Genomic DNA, 21,339 nt, shown 5'->3' with positions numbered 1-21,339 from the left:
TTTTGCATAGGCACTTATAGCGAGTGTATATCTGAGTAATTTATAGTTTGCCGCTAAATACCATCTAGCGAATTACTGCAAAATACTTGGGTGAATTACGCTGTGCTTACGCTCAGCCGGTAGATACTGAACCCCAACCGCGATGCTCTTTTCTAGTAGTAATGGAGATACTCATGAAGACTTTAACCCCAATCGCTGCCGCTATTGCTTTTGTAATCAGCGGTGCAGCCATAGCCGATAACAATACCGCTTACCAGGATCAAAACGGTATGGGCCAACTCGGTTATATTGATCAGGCCGGCCCCGGTAGCCATCATAACCTGGCTGATCAGGAACAACACGGGGGATACAATACAGCGGTTAGTATCCAGATTCATGAACACCACAGCACGGTTCTTCAATATCAGGATGGCTACAGTAATTATGCCAATGCCTTTCAAAATGGGGGATCTGGCAACACCGCTGTGAGTGAACAATTGGGTATCGACAATAGCTCCTTAACTTTCCAGTTTGATGAGCACCATAGCTTCTCCTACCATGCTCAGGAAGGCCACGGAAATACCGCCTGGACTTATCAACAGTCTGGCGCTAATAACCAAGCGACCATTTTACAAAACGGCGACTACGGCTATGCCACTGTTACTCAAGTAGGCAGCTATGGCAGTGAAGCCATGCTCTCACAGGTTGGCGAAATGAATCGAGCTGATGCTCTTCAAGTTGGTGAAGGCCATAAGGCTCACTTGATTCAGGCAGGTGGTGGACACAACGATCTTGATTCCCGTCAGATCGGCCATAACCATGAAGCCTATATGTATCAAGATGGCTGGTATAACGAAGCGGATATTTCTCAGGCCGGAAGCCACCACTTCGGTAAAACCATGCAGGTTGGCTATGGCAATGATGTCTATATAGGCCAAATAGGTGAAAACCACTATGCAGAAGTCACTCAGATTGGTTCACATAACAACAGCTTAGTAGCCCAATTTGGCTACAATGAAACCGCCAAAGTTCACCAACATGGCGACAGTAACAACAGTTTCGTTCACCAGTAAAAACTGCTCCTGCCCCAAAGAAAAAAGGCGGCCTCTGGCCGCCCTTTTTCTTACTAAGAGAATCTTTTATAGATGCTCTACAGTATCAATTTCATATTCCACCGTGCCGGAAGGCGTGTGCACAACAACGACTTCCCCCACTTCCTTACCAATCAGTGCGCGGGCAATCGGCGAGTTCACTGAGATTTTTTGTTTTTTCACATCCGCTTCATCGTCACCCACGATTTTATAGGTCACTTCAGCATCGTCATCCAGGTGAATAATCGTTACCGTGGTGCCAAAAATTACCTTGTCGCTGGGCTCAATCGACTTCACATCAATCACTTGGGCGTGAGACAGCTTGGCTTCAATCTCTTGAATACGCCCCTCAATAAAGCCCTGCTTTTCCCGCGCCGCATGGTATTCGGCATTTTCCTTCAAATCACCGTGTTCACGTGCTTCGGCAATGGCCTCTACCACCGCAGGGCGCTCGACTTTTTTCAGATTATCCAGCTCTGAACGCAGCGCTTCCGCGCCTTCAACGGTCATTGGTACCCGGTTCACTGTGGGACCTCCATTATTGTTACTACGCAACCGGGCCCTGTGTTGCCACAAGGCCCGGTCGGAAATGACGGATTGTTTTTAGATGATTAAGACAGCTTTACCACACGCTGGTGAAGGTCTTGCAGGCGGCGAACCTGTAGCGGCTGCTCCTGACGCATGGCCATCGCCATGGCCTGGGCCGCTGCCAGGGTGGTGGTGTAACACACCTGGTGGTTCTCGGCACTGCGACGGATATCCGCAGAGTCGCGAATCGCCTGGCGCCCTTCGGTAGTGTTCACTACCAGTGCAATCTCGTCGTTCTTAATCATATCGACGATATGCGGGCGACCTTCACTCATCTTGTTGACGGTTGTAACGGGAATATTGTTTTCTTGCAAGACCTTGGCGGTGCCGCGGCTGGCAATTACTTCGAAGCCAAGCTCCACCAGATCGCGAGCTACGCCCACTGCGTCGGCCTTGTCGAAGTCACGCACAGAGATAAATGCGCGTCCGGACTCCGGCAGGCGGTCGCCAGCGGCAACCAGGCCCTTATCGAAGGCTTCTGCGAAGGTAGCGCCTACGCCCATCACTTCGCCGGTGGATTTCATCTCGGGGCCGAGAATCGGGTCCACTTTCGGGAACTTGTTGAACGGGAATACAGACTCTTTAACGGAGTAGTAGTCCGGTACGATCTCTTCGGTAAAGCCCTGCTCCTGCAAGCTGATACCCGCCTGACAGCGCGCAGCCACTTTCGCCAGTGAAGTGCCGATGCACTTGGAGACGAAAGGTACAGTTCGGGAAGCGCGCGGGTTCACCTCGATCACGTAGATCTCGCCGTCCTGGTAGGCCAGCTGGGTATTCATCAAGCCAACTACGCCCAGCTCGCGAGCCATGGCCTTCACTTCTTCGCGCATACGGTCCTGCACATCCGCCGGCAGGCTGTAAGGCGGCAGGGAGCAAGCGGAGTCACCGGAGTGAACACCACACTGTTCGATATGCTGCATGATGGCGCCGATCACTACGTCCTTGCCATCGGATACCGCATCGATATCCACCTCAATGGCGGCGTTGAGGAAGTGATCCAGCAGTACCGGCGCTTCGTCGGAAACCTGTACCGCTTCTTTCATGTAGGTGAGCAGCTCGTCTTCTTTGTAGACGATCTCCATGGCGCGGCCACCCAGTACGTAAGATGGGCGCACAACCAGCGGGTAGCCCACGTCTTTCGCCGCCTGGATGGCTTCGGAGACAGAGCGCACGATGGCGTTCTTTGGCTGCTTGAGGCCGAGACGCATAATCATCTGCTGGAAGCGCTCGCGGTCTTCGGCGCGGTCGATCTGCTCTGGGGTAGTACCGATAATCGGCACACCTTCGTTGGCCAGGTAGCGCGCCAGGTTCAGCGGAGTCTGGCCGCCGAACTGTACGATCACGCCTTCCGGCTTCTCTTTGGCAACAATTTCCAGCACGTCTTCCAGGGTTACCGGCTCGAAGTAGAGGCGGTCGGAAGTATCGTAATCGGTGGAAACAGTCTCCGGGTTACAGTTGACCATGATGGTCTCGTAACCGTCTTCGCGCATCGCCAAAGCGGCGTGTACGCAGCAGTAGTCGAACTCGATGCCCTGGCCGATACGGTTGGGGCCACCGCCGAGTACCATGATTTTCTTTTTGTCGGACGGCTGCGCTTCGCACTCCTCATCGTAGGTGGAGTACATGTAAGCAGTAGAGGTGCTGAACTCAGCAGCACAGGTGTCCACGCGCTTGTAAGAAGGGAATACACCCAGCTTGTGGCGGAACTCGCGCACAGTCTTCTGGCTCACCCCCAGCAGGTCTGCCAGGCGGCGATCGGAGAAGCCTTTGCGCTTGAGGAAGCGCATTTGCTCAGTGGTCAGCGCCGAGGTCGGCAGAGACTTGAGCGGCTCTTCAATTTTGATCAGCTCTTCGATCTGAACCAGGAACCAGGGGTCGATACCGGACAGGTCGTAAACTTCGCCGACGCTCATGCCCATACGGAAGGCGTCGCCCACGTACCAGATGCGCTCGGCACCCGGAACGGAGAGTTCGCTGCGCAGACGGGTCTCAGCGCCGTCTTTGCTCGGGTCAATCTTGCTTTCCAGGCCGAAGCTGCCCACTTCCAGACCGCGCAGGGCTTTCTGCATGGACTCCTGGAAGGTACGGCCGATTGCCATCACTTCACCCACAGACTTCATCTGGGTGGTCAGGCGTGCATCGGCTTCACCGAATTTCTCAAAGGTGAAGCGCGGGATCTTGGTGACAACGTAATCGATAGACGGCTCGAAGGACGCCGGGGTAGCACCGCCAGTGATATCGTTCTGCAACTCGTCCAGGGTGTAACCCACTGCCAGCTTGGCCGCGACCTTGGCGATCGGGAAGCCGGTGGCCTTGGAGGCCAGTGCGGAGGAGCGGGATACGCGGGGGTTCATCTCGATCACCACCACGCGGCCAGTTTTCGGGCAAACGCCGAACTGTACGTTGGAGCCGCCAGTCTCAACGCCGATCTCGCGCAGTACCGCGATAGAAGCGTTGCGCATCAGCTGGTATTCCTTGTCGGTCAGCGTCTGCGCCGGGGCAACGGTGATGGAATCACCGGTGTGTACGCCCATCGGGTCGAAGTTCTCGATGGAACATACGATGATGCAGTTGTCGTTCTTATCGCGAACCACTTCCATCTCGTACTCTTTCCAGCCGAGCAGGGATTCGTCGATCAACAGTTCGTTGGTGGGGGAGAGGTCGAGACCGCGCTTACAGATCTCTTCAAACTCCGGCCAGTTGTAGGCCACACCGCCACCGGAACCACCCATGGTGAAGGACGGACGGATAATCACCGGGAAGCCGAACTCTTCCGGTACTTTCTTCGCCTCTTCCATGGAGTGCACGATCCTGGCGCGCGGAGTTTCCAGGCCGATGGCCTTCATCGCCTTGTCGAACAGGTCGCGGTCTTCCGCTTTCTCGATAGCGTCTTTGTCCGCACCGATCAGCTCGACATTGAATTCCTTCAGGACACCGTGCTTGTCCAGGTCCAGAGCGCAGTTCAGTGCAGTCTGCCCGCCCATGGTGGGCAGAATAGCGTCGGGGCGCTCCTGCTCAATAATCTTGGCAACGGTGCGCCACTCCACCGGCTCGATGTAGGTGGCATCGGCCATGGCCGGGTCGGTCATGATGGTGGCCGGGTTGGAGTTAACCAGGATCACCCGGTAACCCTCTTCGCGCAGCGCCTTACAGGCCTGGGCGCCGGAGTAGTCAAATTCGCACGCCTGGCCGATCACGATGGGGCCTGCGCCGATAATCAGAATGCTTTGGATATCTGTGCGTTTTGGCATCTTTCTTCCGTTCTACTACCGGCTAAGGCCGGCTGCGCTAAATTTCATTCGTTTCTTGTTAAAACCGCCGCAAAAGCGGCGGTTAATTGCCCGACCCTGGGCGGCTACGCCCTTAGGCGCGCTCTTTCATCAAATCGATAAAGTGGTCAAACAACGGCGCCACATCGTGTGGACCCGGGCTCGCTTCCGGGTGTCCCTGGAAGCTGAAGGCCGGCTTGTCCTTCAGATGAATACCCTGCAAGGTACCGTCGAACAGGGACTTGTGGGTAACTTTCACATTGTCCGGCAGGCTGTCGGCGTCCACTTCGAAGCCGTGGTTCTGCGCGGTGATCATCACCTTGGTGCTATTCAGGTCTTGTACCGGGTGGTTACCACCGTGGTGACCGAACTTCATCTTGGCAGTTTTACCGCCCACCGCCAGGCCCAACAGCTGGTGGCCCAGGCAGATGCCGTAGGTGGGGATGCCCGCGTCCAGGATTTCGCGGATAGCGGTGATCGCGTACTCACAGGGCTCGGGGTCGCCGGGGCCATTGGACAGGAATACACCGTTGGGATTCATCGCCAGTACTTCGGAAGCCGGGGTCTCCGCCGGTACTACGGTGATGTCACAGCCGCGATCCACCAGCATACGCAGGATATTGCGCTTCACACCGAAGTCGTAAGCCACTACTTTGAAGGGCTGTTCCGGCGCGGCCTTGTGGCCTTCGCCCAGTTCCCAGGTACCTTCGCTAAAGGGGTAGGCTTCCTTGGTGCTCACTACCTTGGCCAGGTCCATCCCTTTCAGACCGGCAAATTCCTTGGCCTTGGCCAGGGCTTCTTCGCGGTCAATATTGTCACCGGCAACGATGCAACCGCTCTGCGCACCTTTGTCGCGCAGCAGACGGGTCAGGCGGCGGGTGTCGATATCGGCGATACCAACGATATTGCGCTCGCGCAAGTAGTCCTCCAGGGGCTGCTCGTTGCGGAAACTGCTGGCCAGTAGCGGCAGGTCGCGGATTACCAGGCCGGCGGCCCAGATATCAGCGCACTCTTCGTCTTCCTGGTTGGTGCCAGTGTTGCCGATGTGTGGGTAGGTCAGAGTCACAATCTGGCGGGCGTAGGAGGGATCGGTGAGGATCTCCTGGTAGCCGGTCATGGATGTGTTGAACACGACCTCGCCAACAGAACTGCCATGGGCACCGATTGCGCGTCCTTCAAAGACGCTACCATCAGCGAGCACCAGCAGCGCGGGAGTTGTACTCTGCATAAAGTTGTGGGGCATGAAGGCCTCCGACGTAGGGACAGCTTTAGTCAAATTGAACTCCAATCTTCAGAACTGCTTCCGGGCGGGGTTTGTGGGCTTCGGAGCACACGGCTCCTGACTGGCGCGCGCATAAAAAAGCGAGATGAAACATCGCAGCTTCATCTCGCTTTAAAAATCTATTCACGCGCGGCTCTCACATATTGGCCGATGCTTGCCACCGGCTTTTTTTGGTGGGCTCGCGCTGCGCGATTAAGCTTCGCGACACCGACCCAAATTCGGGCGCAGATTCTACGCGAATTCGCTTCTAGACGCTAGTGCAAAAATACGCCAAACCTGACGAAAAACTTCTCTTTACTCCAGCTTCTGCCCGAGGCGAAAGAGGCTATTGCCCATTTTTAGCTCGGCCTTTTCCAGCATGGTTTTGTTCATGCGCAGCGCCACTTCGCCGCCTTTATCGGCAAATTCAATCATGCCGCCAGTTGCGGCAAAGCGATCGGCATCGCTCACGGTTAAGACAGGGAAGAACTCCACTGTGACTAGCGTCTTGAGCAGACTGGAGCGATCCATAGAGCCAAGAATCACGATCTGGCACTTGCGCGCGCGCAGCATATCTTTGAAGCCAATTTTCTCCAGCGCCACCCGGCGCCCATCAATACGCTGATTCTTGAAGCGCAGAGCCAGCTGCTCACCGAGGGAATCCCCTCCCATCAAACACACCTTAAAGGGAGCACTGTAATTATCAAAAGCGTTGACCGGCCACTGCAGGTTGTAGGCGAAGTGCACGATGTAATCCACCATGACACGCCGCCCCAGAGGGGTATCCGAAAGGTGTACTGCGGCCTGTACCAAGGGAGCAAGCAGCAGGCCCAATATCAGGGAAATCGTCAGGAATGGGCGAGTGATAGAAAGTCTGGCAAAGAGTGTCTTCACGGTCATTGATACCCTGGAGCTCACACCTTCTGCCGGCGGAAGGCGCGGTTCCGGCAGAAAGTGTCTATCGGCGGATACCTGGGCAATCAACCACTGCCGAGGCTCGAACGGCGCGCCAGCGAAAAGCCCGGCCACCTTTGAAGGTTAGCCCACCGAGCTTTGCACCGCCGGTGCCCCGTTCTCCGTCGATTACTCGGGTACACGGCTATCCAAGTCGGCACTACCATCCTGGTTTTTTGTTACGGGGCGCCATTTGAGCGCCTTCTCGATCGACATAATCATCGCACCGGCCACATCCTTGCGCGTGGCACTCTCAATACCCTCGAGACCGGGGGAGGAGTTCACCTCAAGTAATAACGGCCCTTTACGCGAACGAATAATATCCACACCAGCCACCTTCAACCCGAGCGCTTTAGCCGCTTTAATGGCTATACGCTTTTCATCTGCTGTGACTTTAACCACCGAAGCGGTGCCGCCCTGGTGAATATTGGCGCGGAACTCTCCCGGTGCCGCCTCTCGCTGGATCGAGGCCACCACGCGGCCATCAATCACAAACAGGCGCAGGTCCTTGCCCTGGGCCTCACGGATAAACTCCTGCACCAGCAAATTGGCTTTAAGTGACTTGAACGCATTAATCACCGATTCGCCGGCTTTGCGGGTTTCCGCCAACACCACTCCGCGCCCCTGAGTTCCCTCCAGCAACTTCACAATCAAGGGTGCCCCACCCACCATGTCAATCAACTCGTTGGTATCTACCGGCGAGTTGGCAAAGCCTGAAGTGGGAATACTCAAACCACTCTGCTGTAACAACTGCAGGGAAAATAGCTTATCCCTCGACTGGCTGATCGCGGCAGAGCCATTCAGGGCAAACACATCCAGACTCTCAAAGTGGCGAGTGAGGGCGCAGCCGTAAAAAGTCTGACTGGGGCGAATACGGGGGATAATGGCATCCAGATTGTTGAGAATTCTGCCATCGCGATAATGTACTTCAGGCTCATCGGCATCGAGCTTCATATAACACTGGCGAACATCCAGGAAGGTCATCCGGTGGCCGCGCTCGGCACCCGCTTCCATAATGCGGCGGTTGCTATAAAGATCCGGATTCGAGGCCAACAGCCCGATACGCAAGCCGGTGCCGGCGATATGGTGCTCGTCCCGATAAAATTCATCCAGCTGACTTTTTGGCAGTTCACCCAGACAGAAGCTCTCCGAGGGGTCCACCATCATGCGGCCGAGCATGGCCTCGCGCCCCAACAACATGCGATAGCCCATACTGTCACGGTTGGTCAGGGTCAATTCGATATCCCAGACACTTCCGCCGATGGAAAGCGCGGTACGAATTACCGGGCGCCGCTCCGACTCACCAGAGGAGCTGCGTACAAGGCGCTTGTCGAGAATTCGAGCCTCACAGCGCACGGTCGGCCGACGCTGGTGCTGCAATGGATGCGCTTCAAAGCTTACCCAGGGCTCACCATCCCGTTTAAACGTCTGAATATTATATGCGTGCAGGCAAGAAGTCTTAGCCCCGGAGTCCACCCGGGCCTTAACTGCGGGGATACCCAGACCGGGAAACGCACACCATTCTTCACTGCCGACAATCAGCTTTTTTTCCAAACAAAAAATCCTCAAAAAAGTTTTTGATTTACCTAAAGAGTCGAAAACCCGAAGTATTGACTTTCACTATAAAAATAAGGCTCGCCTATCGATCAACCGTATAACTACTGCCTTAGAACTATTGAATAAAGGCCGCCCTTTACCGATTTTTTTGCGTGATCCTATTAATTTAACCCCAGTACATCGCGCATATCGTAGTGGCCCGGCGCGCGTGCCGATTGCTTATTTCCCATCAACCATATCGCTGCGCGTACCGCACCGCGGGCAAAAGAGAGACGGCTGCTGGCGCGGTGACTGATTTCTACGCGCTCCCCTTCAGCCAGGAACATCACAGAGTGCTCACCGACCACATCGCCGCCGCGCACAGTGGCAAAACCGATAGTGTCGCGCTCACGGGCACCTGTCTGGCCCTCGCGGCCATAAATCGCCACTTTCTCCAGATCCCGCCCCAGGGTCTCGGCGACGACTTCTCCCATGCTTAACGCAGTGCCAGAAGGCGCATCCACTTTGTGACGGTGATGCGCTTCAACAATTTCTATATCGGCATCTTCACCCATTACCCGTGCAGCTGTCTCCAATAACTTGAAGCACAAATTTACGCCGGTGGAAAAGTTACTGGCCAGGCACAACGGTACCTTGCCCGCATTAGCCAGCACCTGATTTTTCTGCTCAGAGTCAAAACCGGTAGTGCCAATAACAATGGGGCGTCCGTTGGCTGCACAATAGGCAGAGTTATCCACAGTTGCCTGTGGCGCGGTAAAGTCGATCAGTACATCGAAGTCGGCTTTATCCAGGCTATCAACAATGGCGATGCCGTTGTGCCCGAGGCCCGCAACTTCACCGGCATCGGCCCCCACCAAGCTGGAGCCCGGCCGTACAATTGCCGCGCTGAGCTCAGCCTCATCACTTAGAAGCAGTGCCTCCGCCAAGGCCCTTCCCATACGCCCGCCAAACCCGGTGATCGCTACTTTTACTGCCACAACAACACTCCTGTCTACGCCCAATATTGCTGCGAATCTTACCTCGCCCTACCAGAAAGCAGCTACAAAAACTCAGTCTTAAAAAGTGATCATATTTTGGGGACCAAACTGACCATAAAACTTCCAGCCATAGAGGAAATAACAAAACATATTTTTATTACCAACTAACTGAATTTGAGTGAAAGCAATGACAAATCACGATGCTAGGCTTAAGCCAAAGGGGTAAATGGAGCGCCAACATGCGACTAATGATTCGATCAAACCACCTGCCACATTTATTGGTGGTGGTTATTTCTTTAACCCTGGCCTTTGGCAGTGCGCCCGTATCCGCACAACAGCAAAGTACAAACCCAGACTTCTGGGAGAAATATGACGACATTACAGATTGGGTGACGCTGCGTCTGCAGCTCACCCCTGGCCAGGAAAAAGTAGTACTGCCCATCTTGCAAAAGAGCCTTGCAGAGAAAAAAGCCGTACTGGATCGCTATGGCGTGTTGGACAACCCTAAACTGACTTTGACACCTAAGCAGCGCGGGGAAATCGGTGCGCAATTGGCCGCGATTAGCGCGCAGGCAAACAAAGAGCTGGAAGGGATACTAAAAAAACAACAGATGAGGGAGTTGGGCAAGATTCAACACGAATTATTGATGGCACTGGCTGCCCGCCTGAGGGCCCGTTCTGCCCAGGGTAACTAACCCGGCAGAGATACCGGGCCAGTTTTCGCTATTCTTCCTGCTTTTAACTTTTAAAAGAGCTCATCCGTTAAGCAACTATATAAGCCCTAAATTACCGATGGTCGAATAGCGATTGGGGATGCTCGCTTAGCGTTAAAGCTTCATATCCCCAAAGAAGTTTTTCACCCCTTCAAACCAGCCGGTCTGGCGTGGTGCATTTTTCTTTTCGCTCAGGGTATTGGCAAATTCCTGCAGTAGCTCTTTCTGTTTACCAGAAAGGTTTACTGGTGTTTCCACTACAACCCGACACAGCAAATCGCCGGTAGCGCCACCGCGCACCGGAGTGACACCTTTACCACGCAGGCGGAACAGCTTGCCAGTTTGGCTCTCTGCGGGAATCTTTAGCTTCACCTTACCATCAAGAGTCGGCACTTCCAGTTCGCCCCCCAGTGCTGCAGCAGCAAAACTGATGGGCACTTCGCAATACAAGTTCTTGCCATCGCGCTGGAACAGCTCGTGCTCCTTCACCACCACCTGTACATACAAATCACCAGCGGGACCGCCATCGGGGCCAGCTTCACCCTCTCCGGACAGACGGATACGATCGCCAGTATCCACACCAGGCGGAACCTTAACGGACAGAGTCTTGGTCTCTTCAACCCGACCGCGACCGTGGCAGCTGCCACAGGGATCGGAGATAGTGGTACCGCGACCGCGACAGTTGGGGCAGGTTTGCTGAACAGAGAAGAAGCCCTGTTGCATACGCACCTGACCGGCGCCACCACAGGTACTACAGGTCTGCGGAGAGGAACCAGGCTTGGCGCCTGAACCGTGGCAGGTATCACAGGAAGCCAGCGTTGGCACACGGATCTTGACCGTGGTACCGCGCACTGCGTCTTCCAGATCCAGTTCCAAGTCGTAACGCAGGTCTGAACCGCGCGCCGGGCCACCCCGACGGCCGCCACCGCCCCCACCGAAGATATCGCCAAATACATCGCCGAAGATATCGGAGAAACCGCCGAAACCGCCGGCGCCACCGCCACCCATCTGCCCCTCTACACCGGCGTGACCAAATTGATCATAGGCCGCGCGCTTCTGCGAATCGGACAGTATTTCGTAGGCCTCGTTGGCTTCCTTGAATTTATTTTCCGCTTCCGCATCATCGGGATTGCGGTCCGGGTGAAACTTCATCGCCACCCGGCGGTAGGCTTTCTTCAGCTCTGCATCCGAAGCGCCGCGCTCGACGCCGAGGACTTCGTAATAATCGCGTTTCGACATAAAACTATGTTCTCTGGTCCGGCATCAAGAACGGCCAAACTCTTTCTACTTCTCGGTTTCTAACCAAGCCCCGCATTGCGGAGCACCACCAAACTGCGAACTCTTTACAAACTTTGATGGATACCTGAAACAACACAGGGCGCGGGGCCTAAAAAGAAGGCGCCGCGCCCCTGAAGTTCTCCGGCGGCCACTTTAAAAGCTGCCACCGGAAATGCAAGCGAACGCTTACTTACCTTCTTTCTTGTCGTCCTTTACTTCTTCGAACTCTGCATCTACCGCATCGTCGCCAGCGGAAGATTGCTGCTGCTCGCCCTGTTGAGCGCCTGCACCAGCGGCACCTTCAGCGCCTGCGGCCTGGGCCTGCTCGGCGTACATCTTCTGTGCAACCGGGCCAGAAGCTTCGGTCAGCTTGGTGGTGGCAGCTTCCATAGCAGCCTTGTCGTTGCCTTTCACCGCTTCTTCCGCTTCTTTGATAGCCGCTTCGATTGCAGACTTCTCTTCAGCGGTGGCTTTGTCGCCAGCTTCTTCCAAGGTCTTCTTGGTGGCAGAGATCAAGCCGTCGAGGGTATTACGGGTTTGCACCAGCTCCTCGAACTGCTTATCCGCTTCGGCATTCGCCTCTGCGTCTTGAACCATCTTATCGATCTCGTCCTCGGACAGACCGGAGGAAGCCTTGATCACGATGGACTGCTCTTTACCAGTCGCCTTGTCTTTCGCGTGTACATGCAGAATACCGTTGGCATCGATATCGAAAGTTACTTCGATCTGCGGTACACCGCGGGGGGACGGCGGGATATCAGCCAGGTCAAAACGACCCAGGGATTTGTTCTGGGAAGCCTGCTTGCGCTCACCCTGAACCACGTGAATGGTTACCGCAGTCTGGTTATCTTCCGCAGTGGAGAACACCTGGGACTTCTTGGTGGGGATAGTGGTGTTTTTGTCGATCAGCGGAGTCGCAACGCCACCCATGGTTTCGATACCCAGGGTCAGCGGAGTTACGTCCAGCAGCAGTACGTCTTTAACATCTCCGGACAGTACGGCGCCCTGGATAGCGGCACCCATGGCAACGGCTTCGTCTGGGTTAACGTCTTTGCGCGGCTCTTTACCGAAGAACTCGGTGACTTTCTGCTGTACCAGCGGCATGCGGGTCTGACCACCAACCAGGATCACTTCGTCGACGCCAGAAGCGGACAGGTCGGCATCTTGCAGAGCGATTTTTACCGGCTCCAGGGAACGGGTAACCAGATCTTCTACCAGGCTTTCCAGCTTGGCGCGGGTCAGTTTAACCACCAAGTGCTTGGGACCGGTGGCGTCTGCGGTGATGTACGGCAGGTTGACTTCAGTCTGCTGGCTGGAGGACAGCTCGATCTTGGCTTTTTCTGCAGCTTCTTTCAGGCGCTGCATCGCCAGGGGATCGCCTTTCAGGTCGATGCCCTGGTCTTTCTTGAACTCGTCTGCGAGGTATTCGATCAGGCGCAGGTCGAAATCTTCACCGCCGAGGAAAGTGTCACCGTTGGTGGACAGTACTTCGAACTGCTTCTCACCATCTACGTCGGCAATTTCAATAATGGAGATATCGAAGGTACCACCACCCAGGTCGTATACAGCTACAGTGCGGTCACCGCCCTGCTTGTCCAGGCCGTAGGCCAGAGCAGCAGCAGTCGGCTCGTTGATAATACGTTTAACGTCCAGGCCCGCGATACGGCCGGCGTCTTTGGTGGCCTGGCGCTGGGAGTCGTTAAAGTAAGCCGGTACAGTAATTACTGCAGCGTCAACTTTCTCGCCGAGGAAGTCTTCTGCAGTCTTTTTCATTTTCTTCAGAACTTCGGCAGAGATCTGCGGCGGAGCTTTTTTATCGCCTTTCACTTCTACCCAAGCGTCGCCGTTGTCGGCTTCAGTGATGGTGTAAGGCACCATCTTGATATCTTTCTGTACAACATCGTCTTTGAATTTACGGCCGATCAAACGCTTAACCGCAAACAGAGTATTCTGGGGATTGGTCACCGCCTGACGCTTGGCAGACTGACCTACCAGGATTTCGTTGTCGTCAGTGAAGGCAACAATAGAAGGTGTAGTACGATCGCCTTCGGCGTTCTCGATTACACGCGCTTTGTCACCATCCAGTACCGCCACACAGCTGTTGGTGGTACCCAGGTCGATGCCGATAATTTTTCCCATCTGTAAAATCCTCATTTGTTACGCGCTGCCAGCTCTGTTCTGTATGCAGCGCGCGAATAATTCTTGATGTCAGCTATATTGGTGCCGGCCAGCGAAATTCAAGGCCGTTTCACGCATTTGCCGTTACGGGGCCTTACTAACCACAACCATGGCCGGGCGAACCAGGCGACCATTGAGGCGATAGCCTTTTTGAAATACCTCTAGAACCGTGTTCGGCTCCACCTCCCCATTCGGCACCTGGGTCATGGCCTGGTGCAACTCTGGGTCGAAGGGCTCTCCCGCTGGATCGACAACTTCCACAGAATTTTTCGTCAGGGTGTCGACGAAAGATTTGTGAGTAAGCTCGATACCTTCCACCAATGCTTTATTGCTTTCATCAGCGCTATCAATGGTGGCGAGGGCCCGCTCCAGGTTGTCCACAACCGGCAACAAATCCTGCAGCAGTTTTTCCACTGCAAATTTGCGTGCGCGATCCACATCCTGCTGGGCGCGACGACGGGCATTCTGCTCCTCAGCCTGGGCGCGCAGAGCGAGGTCTTTCTGCACCACTAACTGCTCTTGCAGCTTGATAATTTCATCGTGCAGCGCATCGGCACTCTCGGCTTCTTCATGCAATGCTTGCTCAGCCTGCTCGCGCTCGGTCGCGGTGGGATCCTCAATCTCCGCGGAAGCCGCCTCGTCTGTCGCTGTCAGGTGCTCATCAGCCAGTGCTTCCGGCTGCACCCCCTCTGTAATCTGATCTTCTTCGCTGCGCTCTCTGGCCACTGCTTTCTCCGTCGCGTCGACTCTGTCAGTAATGAGTTGGGCCCGTCCTGCGGGCTCTGGGGGCTATATGGGGCCATCCCCGCACAGTTCAAGTGGTTTTTTGCGCTAGCGCGCAATAGCTGGAGAATCTGCGCTTGACGCTATAGCTAACCAGAAAGGAATACTGTATAAATAACCACTGATTAGGTATTCAGACCCGCCCATAAGAAAGGACACAGAAGCGATCTCTATATGTTGCTGCACCTGTCTATCAGCCAATTCACCCTGGTGGACCAACTGGAGTTGGAGTTCGGCCCAGGGACCAGCACCCTCACCGGCGAGACCGGCGCGGGCAAATCCATCACCCTAGATGCACTCGGACTCGCCCTGGGTGGTCGCGGCAGTGCCGAACTGGTACGCGCTGGAGCCAACCGCGCCGATATCAGTGCTACCTTCGATATCTCCGGCTACCCCAACGCCAGCGATTGGCTTAAATCCCAGGAGCTAGATAGCGGGCAGGAAGTGATACTGCGCCGCACCATCGGCGCCGATGGCCGCTCACGGGCCTATATCAACGGCCAGCCGGTGACGCTACTGCAGCAGCGCGCCCTGGGTGAGCAACTGATTGATATCCACAGCCAGCACGAGCACCAGTCCCTGCTGAAGAAGGAAACCCACCGCCGCCTGCTCGATGAGTACGCCCAAGCCCAGGAACTGGCCGCCGAAACCCGCAGTCGCTACAAGACCTGGCAGGACCAATACCGCCGCTACCGCAATCTGGCCGACAGCGTTGAGGAGGCCGAGGCGCGCCGCAACCTGCTGCAGTACCAGCTGCGTGAGCTGGAACAACTGGATTTGAGCGAAGGTGAGATAGAGGCCCTGGAGAGCGAGCAGCGTCAGCTGGCCAATGCCGGCGATATTCTTAACGGCAGCTATCAGCTGGCCGCGCTGCTGTCCGGCGGTGAGGGCGATATCGCCGAACAACTGCACCGCGCCCTGCAACTGCTTTCCGCCATGCCCGAACAGGCGCCGGCTCTGGTCGAGGTGGCGCAGATGCTCGATAGTGCGCGAATCCAGATCGACGAAGCGGCCGGTACTTTGTCGCGACATATCGATCGCTTCGAGATGGACCCTGAGCGGCTCAGTGAAGTTGAGGAGCGCCTCAGTGCTATTTACCAGGCGGCGCGCAGACACCGTGTACAACCCAGTGAGCTACCGGCCCTGCAGCGACAGCTGCAAGAGGAACTGGAAGATATCGGCACGGAAGATACCTTGGAGCGCCTCGCCGAAACCTGCAGCAAACTGGAAAAAGAGTTTCGGGCAGTCGCAGCAAAATTAAGCGAGCTACGGCGTGAAGCAGCGATCACACTGGCCGAATCGGTCAATCGGCAACTGGTGGATTTGGCCATGCCGCACGCCAAGGTCGAACTTGCCTTACAAGCTCTCGACAAGCCTTGCAGCCACGGCCTGGAGGAAGTGGAAATTTTAATTTCCACCAACCCCGGCCAGCCACCGCGCCCACTGGGCAAGATCGCCTCCGGCGGTGAGCTTTCTCGGGTAAGCCTCGCCGTCCAAGTGGTCACGGCACAAACTTCACGCACCCCCACCCTGGTCTTTGATGAAGTGGACGTCGGCATTGGTGGCACCACTGGAGACGTGGTAGGCCGCCTGCTGCGCCAGCTGGGAGAGACCCGCAATGGCTGTAGCGGCCAGGTGATCTGTGTCACCCACCTGGCTCAGGTGGCTGCACGAGCCCACCGCCAATATCTGGTGGAGAAGCACAGTGATTGTGAGCAGGCGTTTGTGGCTTTGCGTGAATTGAAAAACGGTGAGCGCCGCGAAGAGATCGCACGCATGCTCGGAGGGCAACCCAGCCCGCAGTCACTGGCCCATGCGGAAGAGATGTTGACCAGGACCCTTTGAGCTGCCCCCAGGGCAATCTCAGAACAGCCCTTCAGCCGAGTTTCAAAGCTAACCAACAGGACAGCCCATCACTTTCAATGGAGCGGTGGGCAATCATATCTCGCAGATCAATAAATAACCGCCAACAATCCGGCAAAATAGCCGGCCTGCCGGTGATATATGCCGTTTTAGGACAAATAGACCAAATATGACTGGGTCTGGCGGCAGAAGTCACCATATACTGAGCCGCTTGTTTAACTTTGTTTGAGTAGTATCGGCCGAGTTTATGCAGAGAACGATTTTTAATACCCCGATTATCACGCCGCTGCTGCGCCAAATTGCCAAGCTGCTGCTGAAGTTTCACGGCTGGAGCGTTAACGGCGATCAGCAATCATTAAAACTGAAAAAATATGTATTGATCGGGGCTCCCCACACCACTAACTGGGACGGCTACTACTTTATTCTCGCCGCGCTCAAATTGAAGATGACTCCGCAGTGGATGGGCAAAGACAAACTGTTCCAGTTCCCCCTGGGCGGCCCCATGCGCTGGTTTGGCGGTATCGCCGTAGACCGCAGCAAGGCTAACAACTTGGTAGATGCCACCGTGCGTCAGTTTAAGCTGCGCAAAGAGCTGGTTATTGCCATCCCGCCGGAGGGCACCCGTGGTTTGGGTGAGCGCTGGAAGTCCGGTTTCTACCATATTGCACGCAGTGCCAAAGTACCGCTGGTATTGGGCTTTATCAATTTCTCAAAGAAAGAAGTGGGCATTGGTCCTATCGCCCAGCTGGGGGAAAACCTGGAGGCAGAATTGAACAAATTAAGGGAGTTTTACGCGGATAAGGTCGGTAAATTCCCAGAGCTGTACACGCCGCCCTGCCAGCCACAGCAGTAAGCGGGCATAAGATGGGTGCGGCAGCTGCCGCACCCGACTGGATTACTTCTCTTTTTCCTTCACGTACAGCACTAAGCTGTGGCCTGTCAGCTCGTAGCCATGTTCATCGGCGATCTGGCGCTGCAGTTCCTCAATTTCCTCATTGTGAAACTCGATCACTTTGCCGGTATCGGTACACACCATGTGGTCGTGATGATCGCCACGATCCAGCTCGAATACGGAGTGGCCGCCATCGAAGTTGTGGCGAACAACCAGACCCGCGCTCTCAAACTGGGTCAGTACCCGGTAGACGGTAGCCAGACCGACATCTTCCCCCGCTTCCAGCAGTAGCTTATACACATCTTCAGCACTCAAGTGCTGCTCGCTGGTGCTTTCAAGCAATTGCAAAATCTTAACCCGCGGCAGGGTGACCTTCAGGCCAGCCTTGCGCAATTCCTGGTTTTCGTTCGACATGAATAAATATTTCCCGACAGGATTTTATGAATTGTCTTTACTTGCATCAGCTCACTGAAAAGGTCTATACCCGAATAAGACCACAGATTCCCGCCTGTCAGCGAGCCGGCTCTTCGGGTATTATCCCATGCCGAACGGAGTCAGCGGAACCCCAGGCACCATGAGAGAGGGAAATCGCAGAGGAAGGGAACTTTCCCTACGCATAGGGTCCTATTCCGGACAACCGTTTAAAATTTGTACGAGAGGTGCCGTGTGAAAGAACATAATGGAGCAATGAATGCCGCCTAGCCTGAAATTTATCGCCATCGCCAGCCTCTGCGCCCTTCTCGGCGCCTGTACGCTGGTTAAGTTTCCCGGTGTGCACCGCATTGAGGTACAGCAGGGCAATATCATTACCCAAGAGATGATCGACCAACTGAAGCCCGGTATGACCCGCCGCCAGGTACAGTTTGTTCTCGGCACCCCGCTGCTGGAAGACACTTACAATCCCAACCGCTGGGACTACGTCAACCGCATTCGCGACAAGAAGGGTGATATCAGCCAGGAGCGCTTTAGCGTTTATTTTGACGAAGACTCCCTGGTATCCACCAGCGGTGACTTGCAGCCGGCTGACTGGCCCTAAGCCTAAGCGTCTTCGGCACCTTTCTTTTTCTCGGCCATACGCTTGGCCTTCTCGGCGCGTTGTTTGCGCGCCTCTTTCGGGTCGGCGATCAACGGGCGGTAAACCTCCACCCGATCGCCCGGCTGCAACTCGTAGCTCTCTGCCGGCGCCAATCCTTTGCTCCCCAGAACCTGGCCAAAGATACCCATCTTGGCACTATCCGGGTCCACTTCCGGATACTCTTTTGGAATACCCGAACGAATCAGAGCCTCCCTTGCCGTAGTGCCCGGTTTTACCAGTAGCCGCATCAACCGCTGTTCATGGGGCAGTGCGTAAACCACCTCTACCGAAATCATTTTTTCTTCTGTCATTGCGGCTTCCCGTAAATGTCCTCGGCGCGCTCACACATTACCGCCACCATTTGATTGGCCAGATCACTAAAAAGCTTACCCGCGGCGGCGGCGATCAAACGGCTCTTAATGGAGAACGACAGTGAAAAAGTCACCTTACAGGCACTCTCGGCCAGGGGAGTAAACATCCAATGCCCAGTAAAATTTTCGAAGGGACCATCTACCAGGGTCAGGGTCATGCTGGTCGGGCGCACCAGTTGATTGCGTGTGGTAAAACTTTGACGAATACCCGCGCGCGATAAATCCAACCGTGCCTCCAGGGTTTCTTCGTCTCGATGCAGAATTTCAGCCCCGCGACACCCCGGTAAAAATTGTGGGTAGCTGGCCACATCATTGACCAGATCAAACATTTGTTCCGCGCTGTACATCACCAGCGCGCTGCGCTCTATTTCAGTCATTCCTGTTGTCAAATCCAGTCCGCCAGGCGAAATCGCCTGGGATTGTCGTTCGGCCGCTAATTTTGCCAGTCGGCGCTACTCAAGCAAGAGAATTCCTGCAACAATCGCATTTTTTGCCGGCGGGACATACCCGGCCCCGCTGGAATAACAAAAACGAAAGCTGTATCTGATAAAAAATAATAGCGAGAGTACTATGACCGCAGTGAGAGAGCATTTTGGGTCAAGGCTGGGCTTTATCCTGGCCGCAGCTGGTTCCGCAGTTGGTATTGGCAATCTGGTGGCATTCCCGGTAGCGGCCACCAAGAGCGGAGGCGGTGCTTTCCTACTGGTCTATGCCCTCTTTGTTTTTCTGATCTGCCTGCCCGTTATGATGGCGGAATTGGCTCTGGGGCGTCGCTCCGATAAAGACCCGGTAGGCGCCTATCGTCAACTCTCCAACGGTTCACACCTGTGGCGTATCCCCGGCTGGCTAGCCTTGATCACACCTTTTATGATCGCGGTATTTTATTTAGTGGTTACTGTGTGGGTACTCGGGTACCTGATTGAAACCGTCACCGGTAATCTCAACCTGCTCGCCACCCAGGATTTCTTTATCCACTTTATCAATACACCCAAGGTATTTATTTACCTGGTGGTACTGATGCTGATTATTAACGCCATTCTCGCTATGGGGGTTAAAGACGGTATTGAGCGTGCGGCAAAAACCCTGATGCCGATGCTGTTTGTAATGCTGCTGGGCCTGGTGATTTTTGTCCTGACCCTGGATAACGCCATCCTCGGTGTGAAGTATTACCTGGTGCCAGACTTCAGCAAAATTGATGGCAACGTGGTGAGCAAAGCCATGGCCCAGGCCTTCTTCTCGCTGTCTCTGGGTATGGGCATCATGATCACCTACGGCTCTTATATGAAGAAGCGGGACTCTATCCCCGGTTCCTCCCGCGCCGTTGCCATTACCGATACCATGGTGGCCTTTACTGCGGGCCTGCTGATTCTGCCGAGTATTTTCCACTTCAACCCGCAGATTGATCCCTCCGAATTAAGCGAGTCCTCTGCCGGAATGATCTTCCTGTTCCTGCCGAAGATCTTCCTTGCCTTGCAGGACAGCATCGGCTATGCCGGCGCAAGTGCCGTGGCTGCGATCTTCTTCTTCCTGGTTCTGGTAGCAGCGATCACTTCCCTGGTTTCCATTATTGAAGTACCTATCGCCACCCTGCGCGACGAGCGCGATATGGAGCGTAAAACAGCCATTTACTGGGTTGCCGGAGTACAGTTTGTACTGGCCATCGCTTGCGCCGTCTCCTTTGGCATGGTCAACTGGTTCACTGAATTTGTACAGTTGGCCGGCGTTAACAAGTCCTTCTTCGATTTAGTGGAGATCATTTTCTACGACACCATCCTGCCCTTAAACGGCCTGCTGGTGTGCCTGTTTGTGATCTACAAATGGAAGAAAGCCAACTTTGACAAAGAGCTGCAGGAGGGCGACTCCGCCTTTGCCGGCTCTTTCTCACAAAAATACGTAAACTTCTCCCTGGGCACCTTTATCCCTCTGATACTGCTGTTGATCTTTATCAACACCGTGGCCCTGAAGTTTTTTGGACACAGTTTTATCTAGTCACTAGAAGTTTTCATGGCCAAGAAAAAGAAAGCGCAAACATCCAATACCATCGCCCTCAACAAGAAGGCCCGTCACGACTACTTCATAGAGGAGAAGTTTGAGGCGGGCGTTGAGATGCAGGGCTGGGAAGTGAAAAGCTGTCGTGAGGGCAAGGCCCAGCTCACCGACAGCTATGTCATTTTTAAAAATGGCGAAGCCTGGCTGCTGGGTTCCAATATCCAGCCGCTTGCCAGCGCCTCCACCCATTATGTGACCGAGCCCGACCGCACCCGTCGCCTGCTGCTCACCAAGCGCGAGCTGTCCAAGCTGATCGCCGCCGTGGAGCAAAAGGGGCACACCGTGGTTGCCACCGCGCTGTATTGGAAAGGCCATTTGGTCAAATGCGAAATCTGCCTGGCCAAGGGTAAGGCTATGCACGACAAACGCGAAACCGAGAAGAAACGGGATTGGAACCGTGAAAAGCAGCGCCTGATGCGCGCCACGCACAAGTAGTGCACAGAGACAACTAGAAGAATAAT

The 21,339-nt window shown here is 55.0% G+C and carries 19 protein-coding genes and 1 pseudogene; 7 read left to right on the top strand and 13 right to left on the bottom strand.

Annotation, left to right across the window (positions count from 1 at the left end):
• The first annotated feature begins 173 nt into the window (after window positions 1–173).
• Window positions 174–1,052, top strand: coding sequence for a hypothetical protein (locus ACJJH9_RS02770; RefSeq protein WP_444882688.1), 879 nt, complete (start codon window positions 174–176; stop codon window positions 1,050–1,052).
• Between the two features lie 66 nt (window positions 1,053–1,118).
• Here ACJJH9_RS02770 and greA read toward each other — a convergent pair whose 3' ends face one another.
• The 7 genes and pseudogenes from greA to dapB form a co-directional block, all read right to left on the bottom strand.
• The gene (gene greA / locus ACJJH9_RS02765; RefSeq protein ID WP_252083232.1) at window positions 1,119–1,595 is read right to left on the bottom strand and encodes a transcription elongation factor GreA; all 477 of its coding nucleotides are present in this window, start codon (window positions 1,593–1,595) and stop codon (window positions 1,119–1,121) included.
• An 86-nt stretch (window positions 1,596–1,681) separates the two neighbouring features.
• Window positions 1,682–4,909, bottom strand: a complete 3,228-nt coding sequence (carB, locus tag ACJJH9_RS02760; protein ID WP_444924215.1) for a carbamoyl-phosphate synthase large subunit — start codon at window positions 4,907–4,909, stop codon at window positions 1,682–1,684.
• Between the two features lie 112 nt (window positions 4,910–5,021).
• A complete protein-coding gene (carA, locus tag ACJJH9_RS02755; RefSeq protein ID WP_444924214.1) occupies window positions 5,022–6,170 on the bottom strand; it encodes a glutamine-hydrolyzing carbamoyl-phosphate synthase small subunit in 1,149 nt (382 codons plus the stop codon).
• A 333-nt stretch (window positions 6,171–6,503) separates the two neighbouring features.
• Window positions 6,504–7,217: a YfiR family protein gene (locus ACJJH9_RS02750; protein ID WP_444924213.1), complete on the bottom strand. Its 714-nt coding sequence runs from the start codon at window positions 7,215–7,217 to the stop codon at window positions 6,504–6,506.
• 54 nt (window positions 7,218–7,271) lie between these two features.
• Window positions 7,272–8,210, bottom strand: coding sequence for a 30S ribosomal protein S6--L-glutamate ligase (rimK, locus tag ACJJH9_RS02745; protein ID WP_444925200.1), 939 nt, complete (start codon window positions 8,208–8,210; stop codon window positions 7,272–7,274).
• A gap of 84 nt (window positions 8,211–8,294) precedes the next feature.
• Window positions 8,295–8,696: pseudogene (locus tag ACJJH9_RS02740) on the bottom strand (ATP-dependent zinc protease family protein); the annotation flags it as partial.
• 164 nt (window positions 8,697–8,860) lie between these two features.
• Entirely contained in the window at window positions 8,861–9,676 is an 816-nt protein-coding gene (gene dapB, locus ACJJH9_RS02735; protein ID WP_444924212.1) for a 4-hydroxy-tetrahydrodipicolinate reductase, read from the bottom strand.
• Between the two features lie 239 nt (window positions 9,677–9,915).
• On the opposite strand from dapB, the gene ACJJH9_RS02730 reads away from it, so the two are divergent.
• Window positions 9,916–10,371 (top strand): hypothetical protein, encoded by a 456-nt coding sequence (locus tag ACJJH9_RS02730; protein WP_444924211.1) that lies wholly within the window; start codon window positions 9,916–9,918, stop codon window positions 10,369–10,371.
• A 132-nt stretch (window positions 10,372–10,503) separates the two neighbouring features.
• Here the strand turns inward: ACJJH9_RS02730 and dnaJ are convergent, their stop codons facing one another.
• From dnaJ to grpE, 3 genes are all read right to left on the bottom strand, one after another.
• The gene (dnaJ, locus tag ACJJH9_RS02725) at window positions 10,504–11,628 is read right to left on the bottom strand and encodes a molecular chaperone DnaJ (protein WP_444924210.1); all 1,125 of its coding nucleotides are present in this window, start codon (window positions 11,626–11,628) and stop codon (window positions 10,504–10,506) included.
• A gap of 225 nt (window positions 11,629–11,853) precedes the next feature.
• Window positions 11,854–13,806 (bottom strand): molecular chaperone DnaK, encoded by a 1,953-nt coding sequence (gene dnaK, locus ACJJH9_RS02720; protein WP_252083239.1) that lies wholly within the window; start codon window positions 13,804–13,806, stop codon window positions 11,854–11,856.
• A 123-nt stretch (window positions 13,807–13,929) separates the two neighbouring features.
• Complete coding sequence (gene grpE, locus ACJJH9_RS02715; protein WP_252083240.1) at window positions 13,930–14,571, bottom strand: nucleotide exchange factor GrpE; 642 nt, start codon at window positions 14,569–14,571, stop codon at window positions 13,930–13,932.
• Window positions 14,572–14,802: 231 nt separating this feature from the next.
• Between grpE and recN the strand changes: the two genes are divergently transcribed.
• Window positions 14,803–16,473, top strand: coding sequence for a DNA repair protein RecN (recN, locus tag ACJJH9_RS02710; protein WP_444924209.1), 1,671 nt, complete (start codon window positions 14,803–14,805; stop codon window positions 16,471–16,473).
• A 265-nt stretch (window positions 16,474–16,738) separates the two neighbouring features.
• Window positions 16,739–17,344, top strand: coding sequence for a 1-acyl-sn-glycerol-3-phosphate acyltransferase (locus tag ACJJH9_RS02705; protein ID WP_444924208.1), 606 nt, complete (start codon window positions 16,739–16,741; stop codon window positions 17,342–17,344).
• Between the two features lie 42 nt (window positions 17,345–17,386).
• Here the strand turns inward: ACJJH9_RS02705 and fur are convergent, their stop codons facing one another.
• Window positions 17,387–17,797: a ferric iron uptake transcriptional regulator gene (gene fur / locus ACJJH9_RS02700; RefSeq protein WP_252083243.1), complete on the bottom strand. Its 411-nt coding sequence runs from the start codon at window positions 17,795–17,797 to the stop codon at window positions 17,387–17,389.
• Between the two features lie 277 nt (window positions 17,798–18,074).
• Between fur and ACJJH9_RS02695 the strand changes: the two genes are divergently transcribed.
• On the top strand, window positions 18,075–18,419 hold the full coding sequence (locus ACJJH9_RS02695) for an outer membrane protein assembly factor BamE (RefSeq protein WP_444882694.1): 345 nt from the start codon (window positions 18,075–18,077) through the stop codon (window positions 18,417–18,419).
• Between the two features lie 2 nt (window positions 18,420–18,421).
• Here ACJJH9_RS02695 and ACJJH9_RS02690 read toward each other — a convergent pair whose 3' ends face one another.
• Both ACJJH9_RS02690 and ACJJH9_RS02685 read right to left on the bottom strand, forming a co-directional pair.
• Window positions 18,422–18,769, bottom strand: coding sequence for an RnfH family protein (locus ACJJH9_RS02690; protein WP_252083245.1), 348 nt, complete (start codon window positions 18,767–18,769; stop codon window positions 18,422–18,424).
• Window positions 18,766–19,206: a type II toxin-antitoxin system RatA family toxin gene (locus ACJJH9_RS02685; protein WP_444924207.1), complete on the bottom strand. Its 441-nt coding sequence runs from the start codon at window positions 19,204–19,206 to the stop codon at window positions 18,766–18,768. The genes ACJJH9_RS02690 and ACJJH9_RS02685 overlap by 4 nt, the downstream gene beginning before the upstream one ends.
• Window positions 19,207–19,399: 193 nt before the next feature.
• Between ACJJH9_RS02685 and ACJJH9_RS02680 the strand changes: the two genes are divergently transcribed.
• Both ACJJH9_RS02680 and smpB read left to right on the top strand, forming a co-directional pair.
• Window positions 19,400–20,818: a sodium-dependent transporter gene (locus tag ACJJH9_RS02680; RefSeq protein WP_252083247.1), complete on the top strand. Its 1,419-nt coding sequence runs from the start codon at window positions 19,400–19,402 to the stop codon at window positions 20,816–20,818.
• 15 nt (window positions 20,819–20,833) lie between these two features.
• Entirely contained in the window at window positions 20,834–21,313 is a 480-nt protein-coding gene (smpB, locus tag ACJJH9_RS02675) for an SsrA-binding protein SmpB (protein WP_152454820.1), read from the top strand.
• Window positions 21,314–21,339: the final 26 nt, after the last annotated feature.

The sequence above is a fragment of the Microbulbifer mixtoriginis (SeqCode) genome (assembly GCF_052466715.1).
The sequence above is the reverse complement of the archived record's forward strand: the minus strand, read 5'-3'. Positions and strand labels throughout refer to the sequence as shown.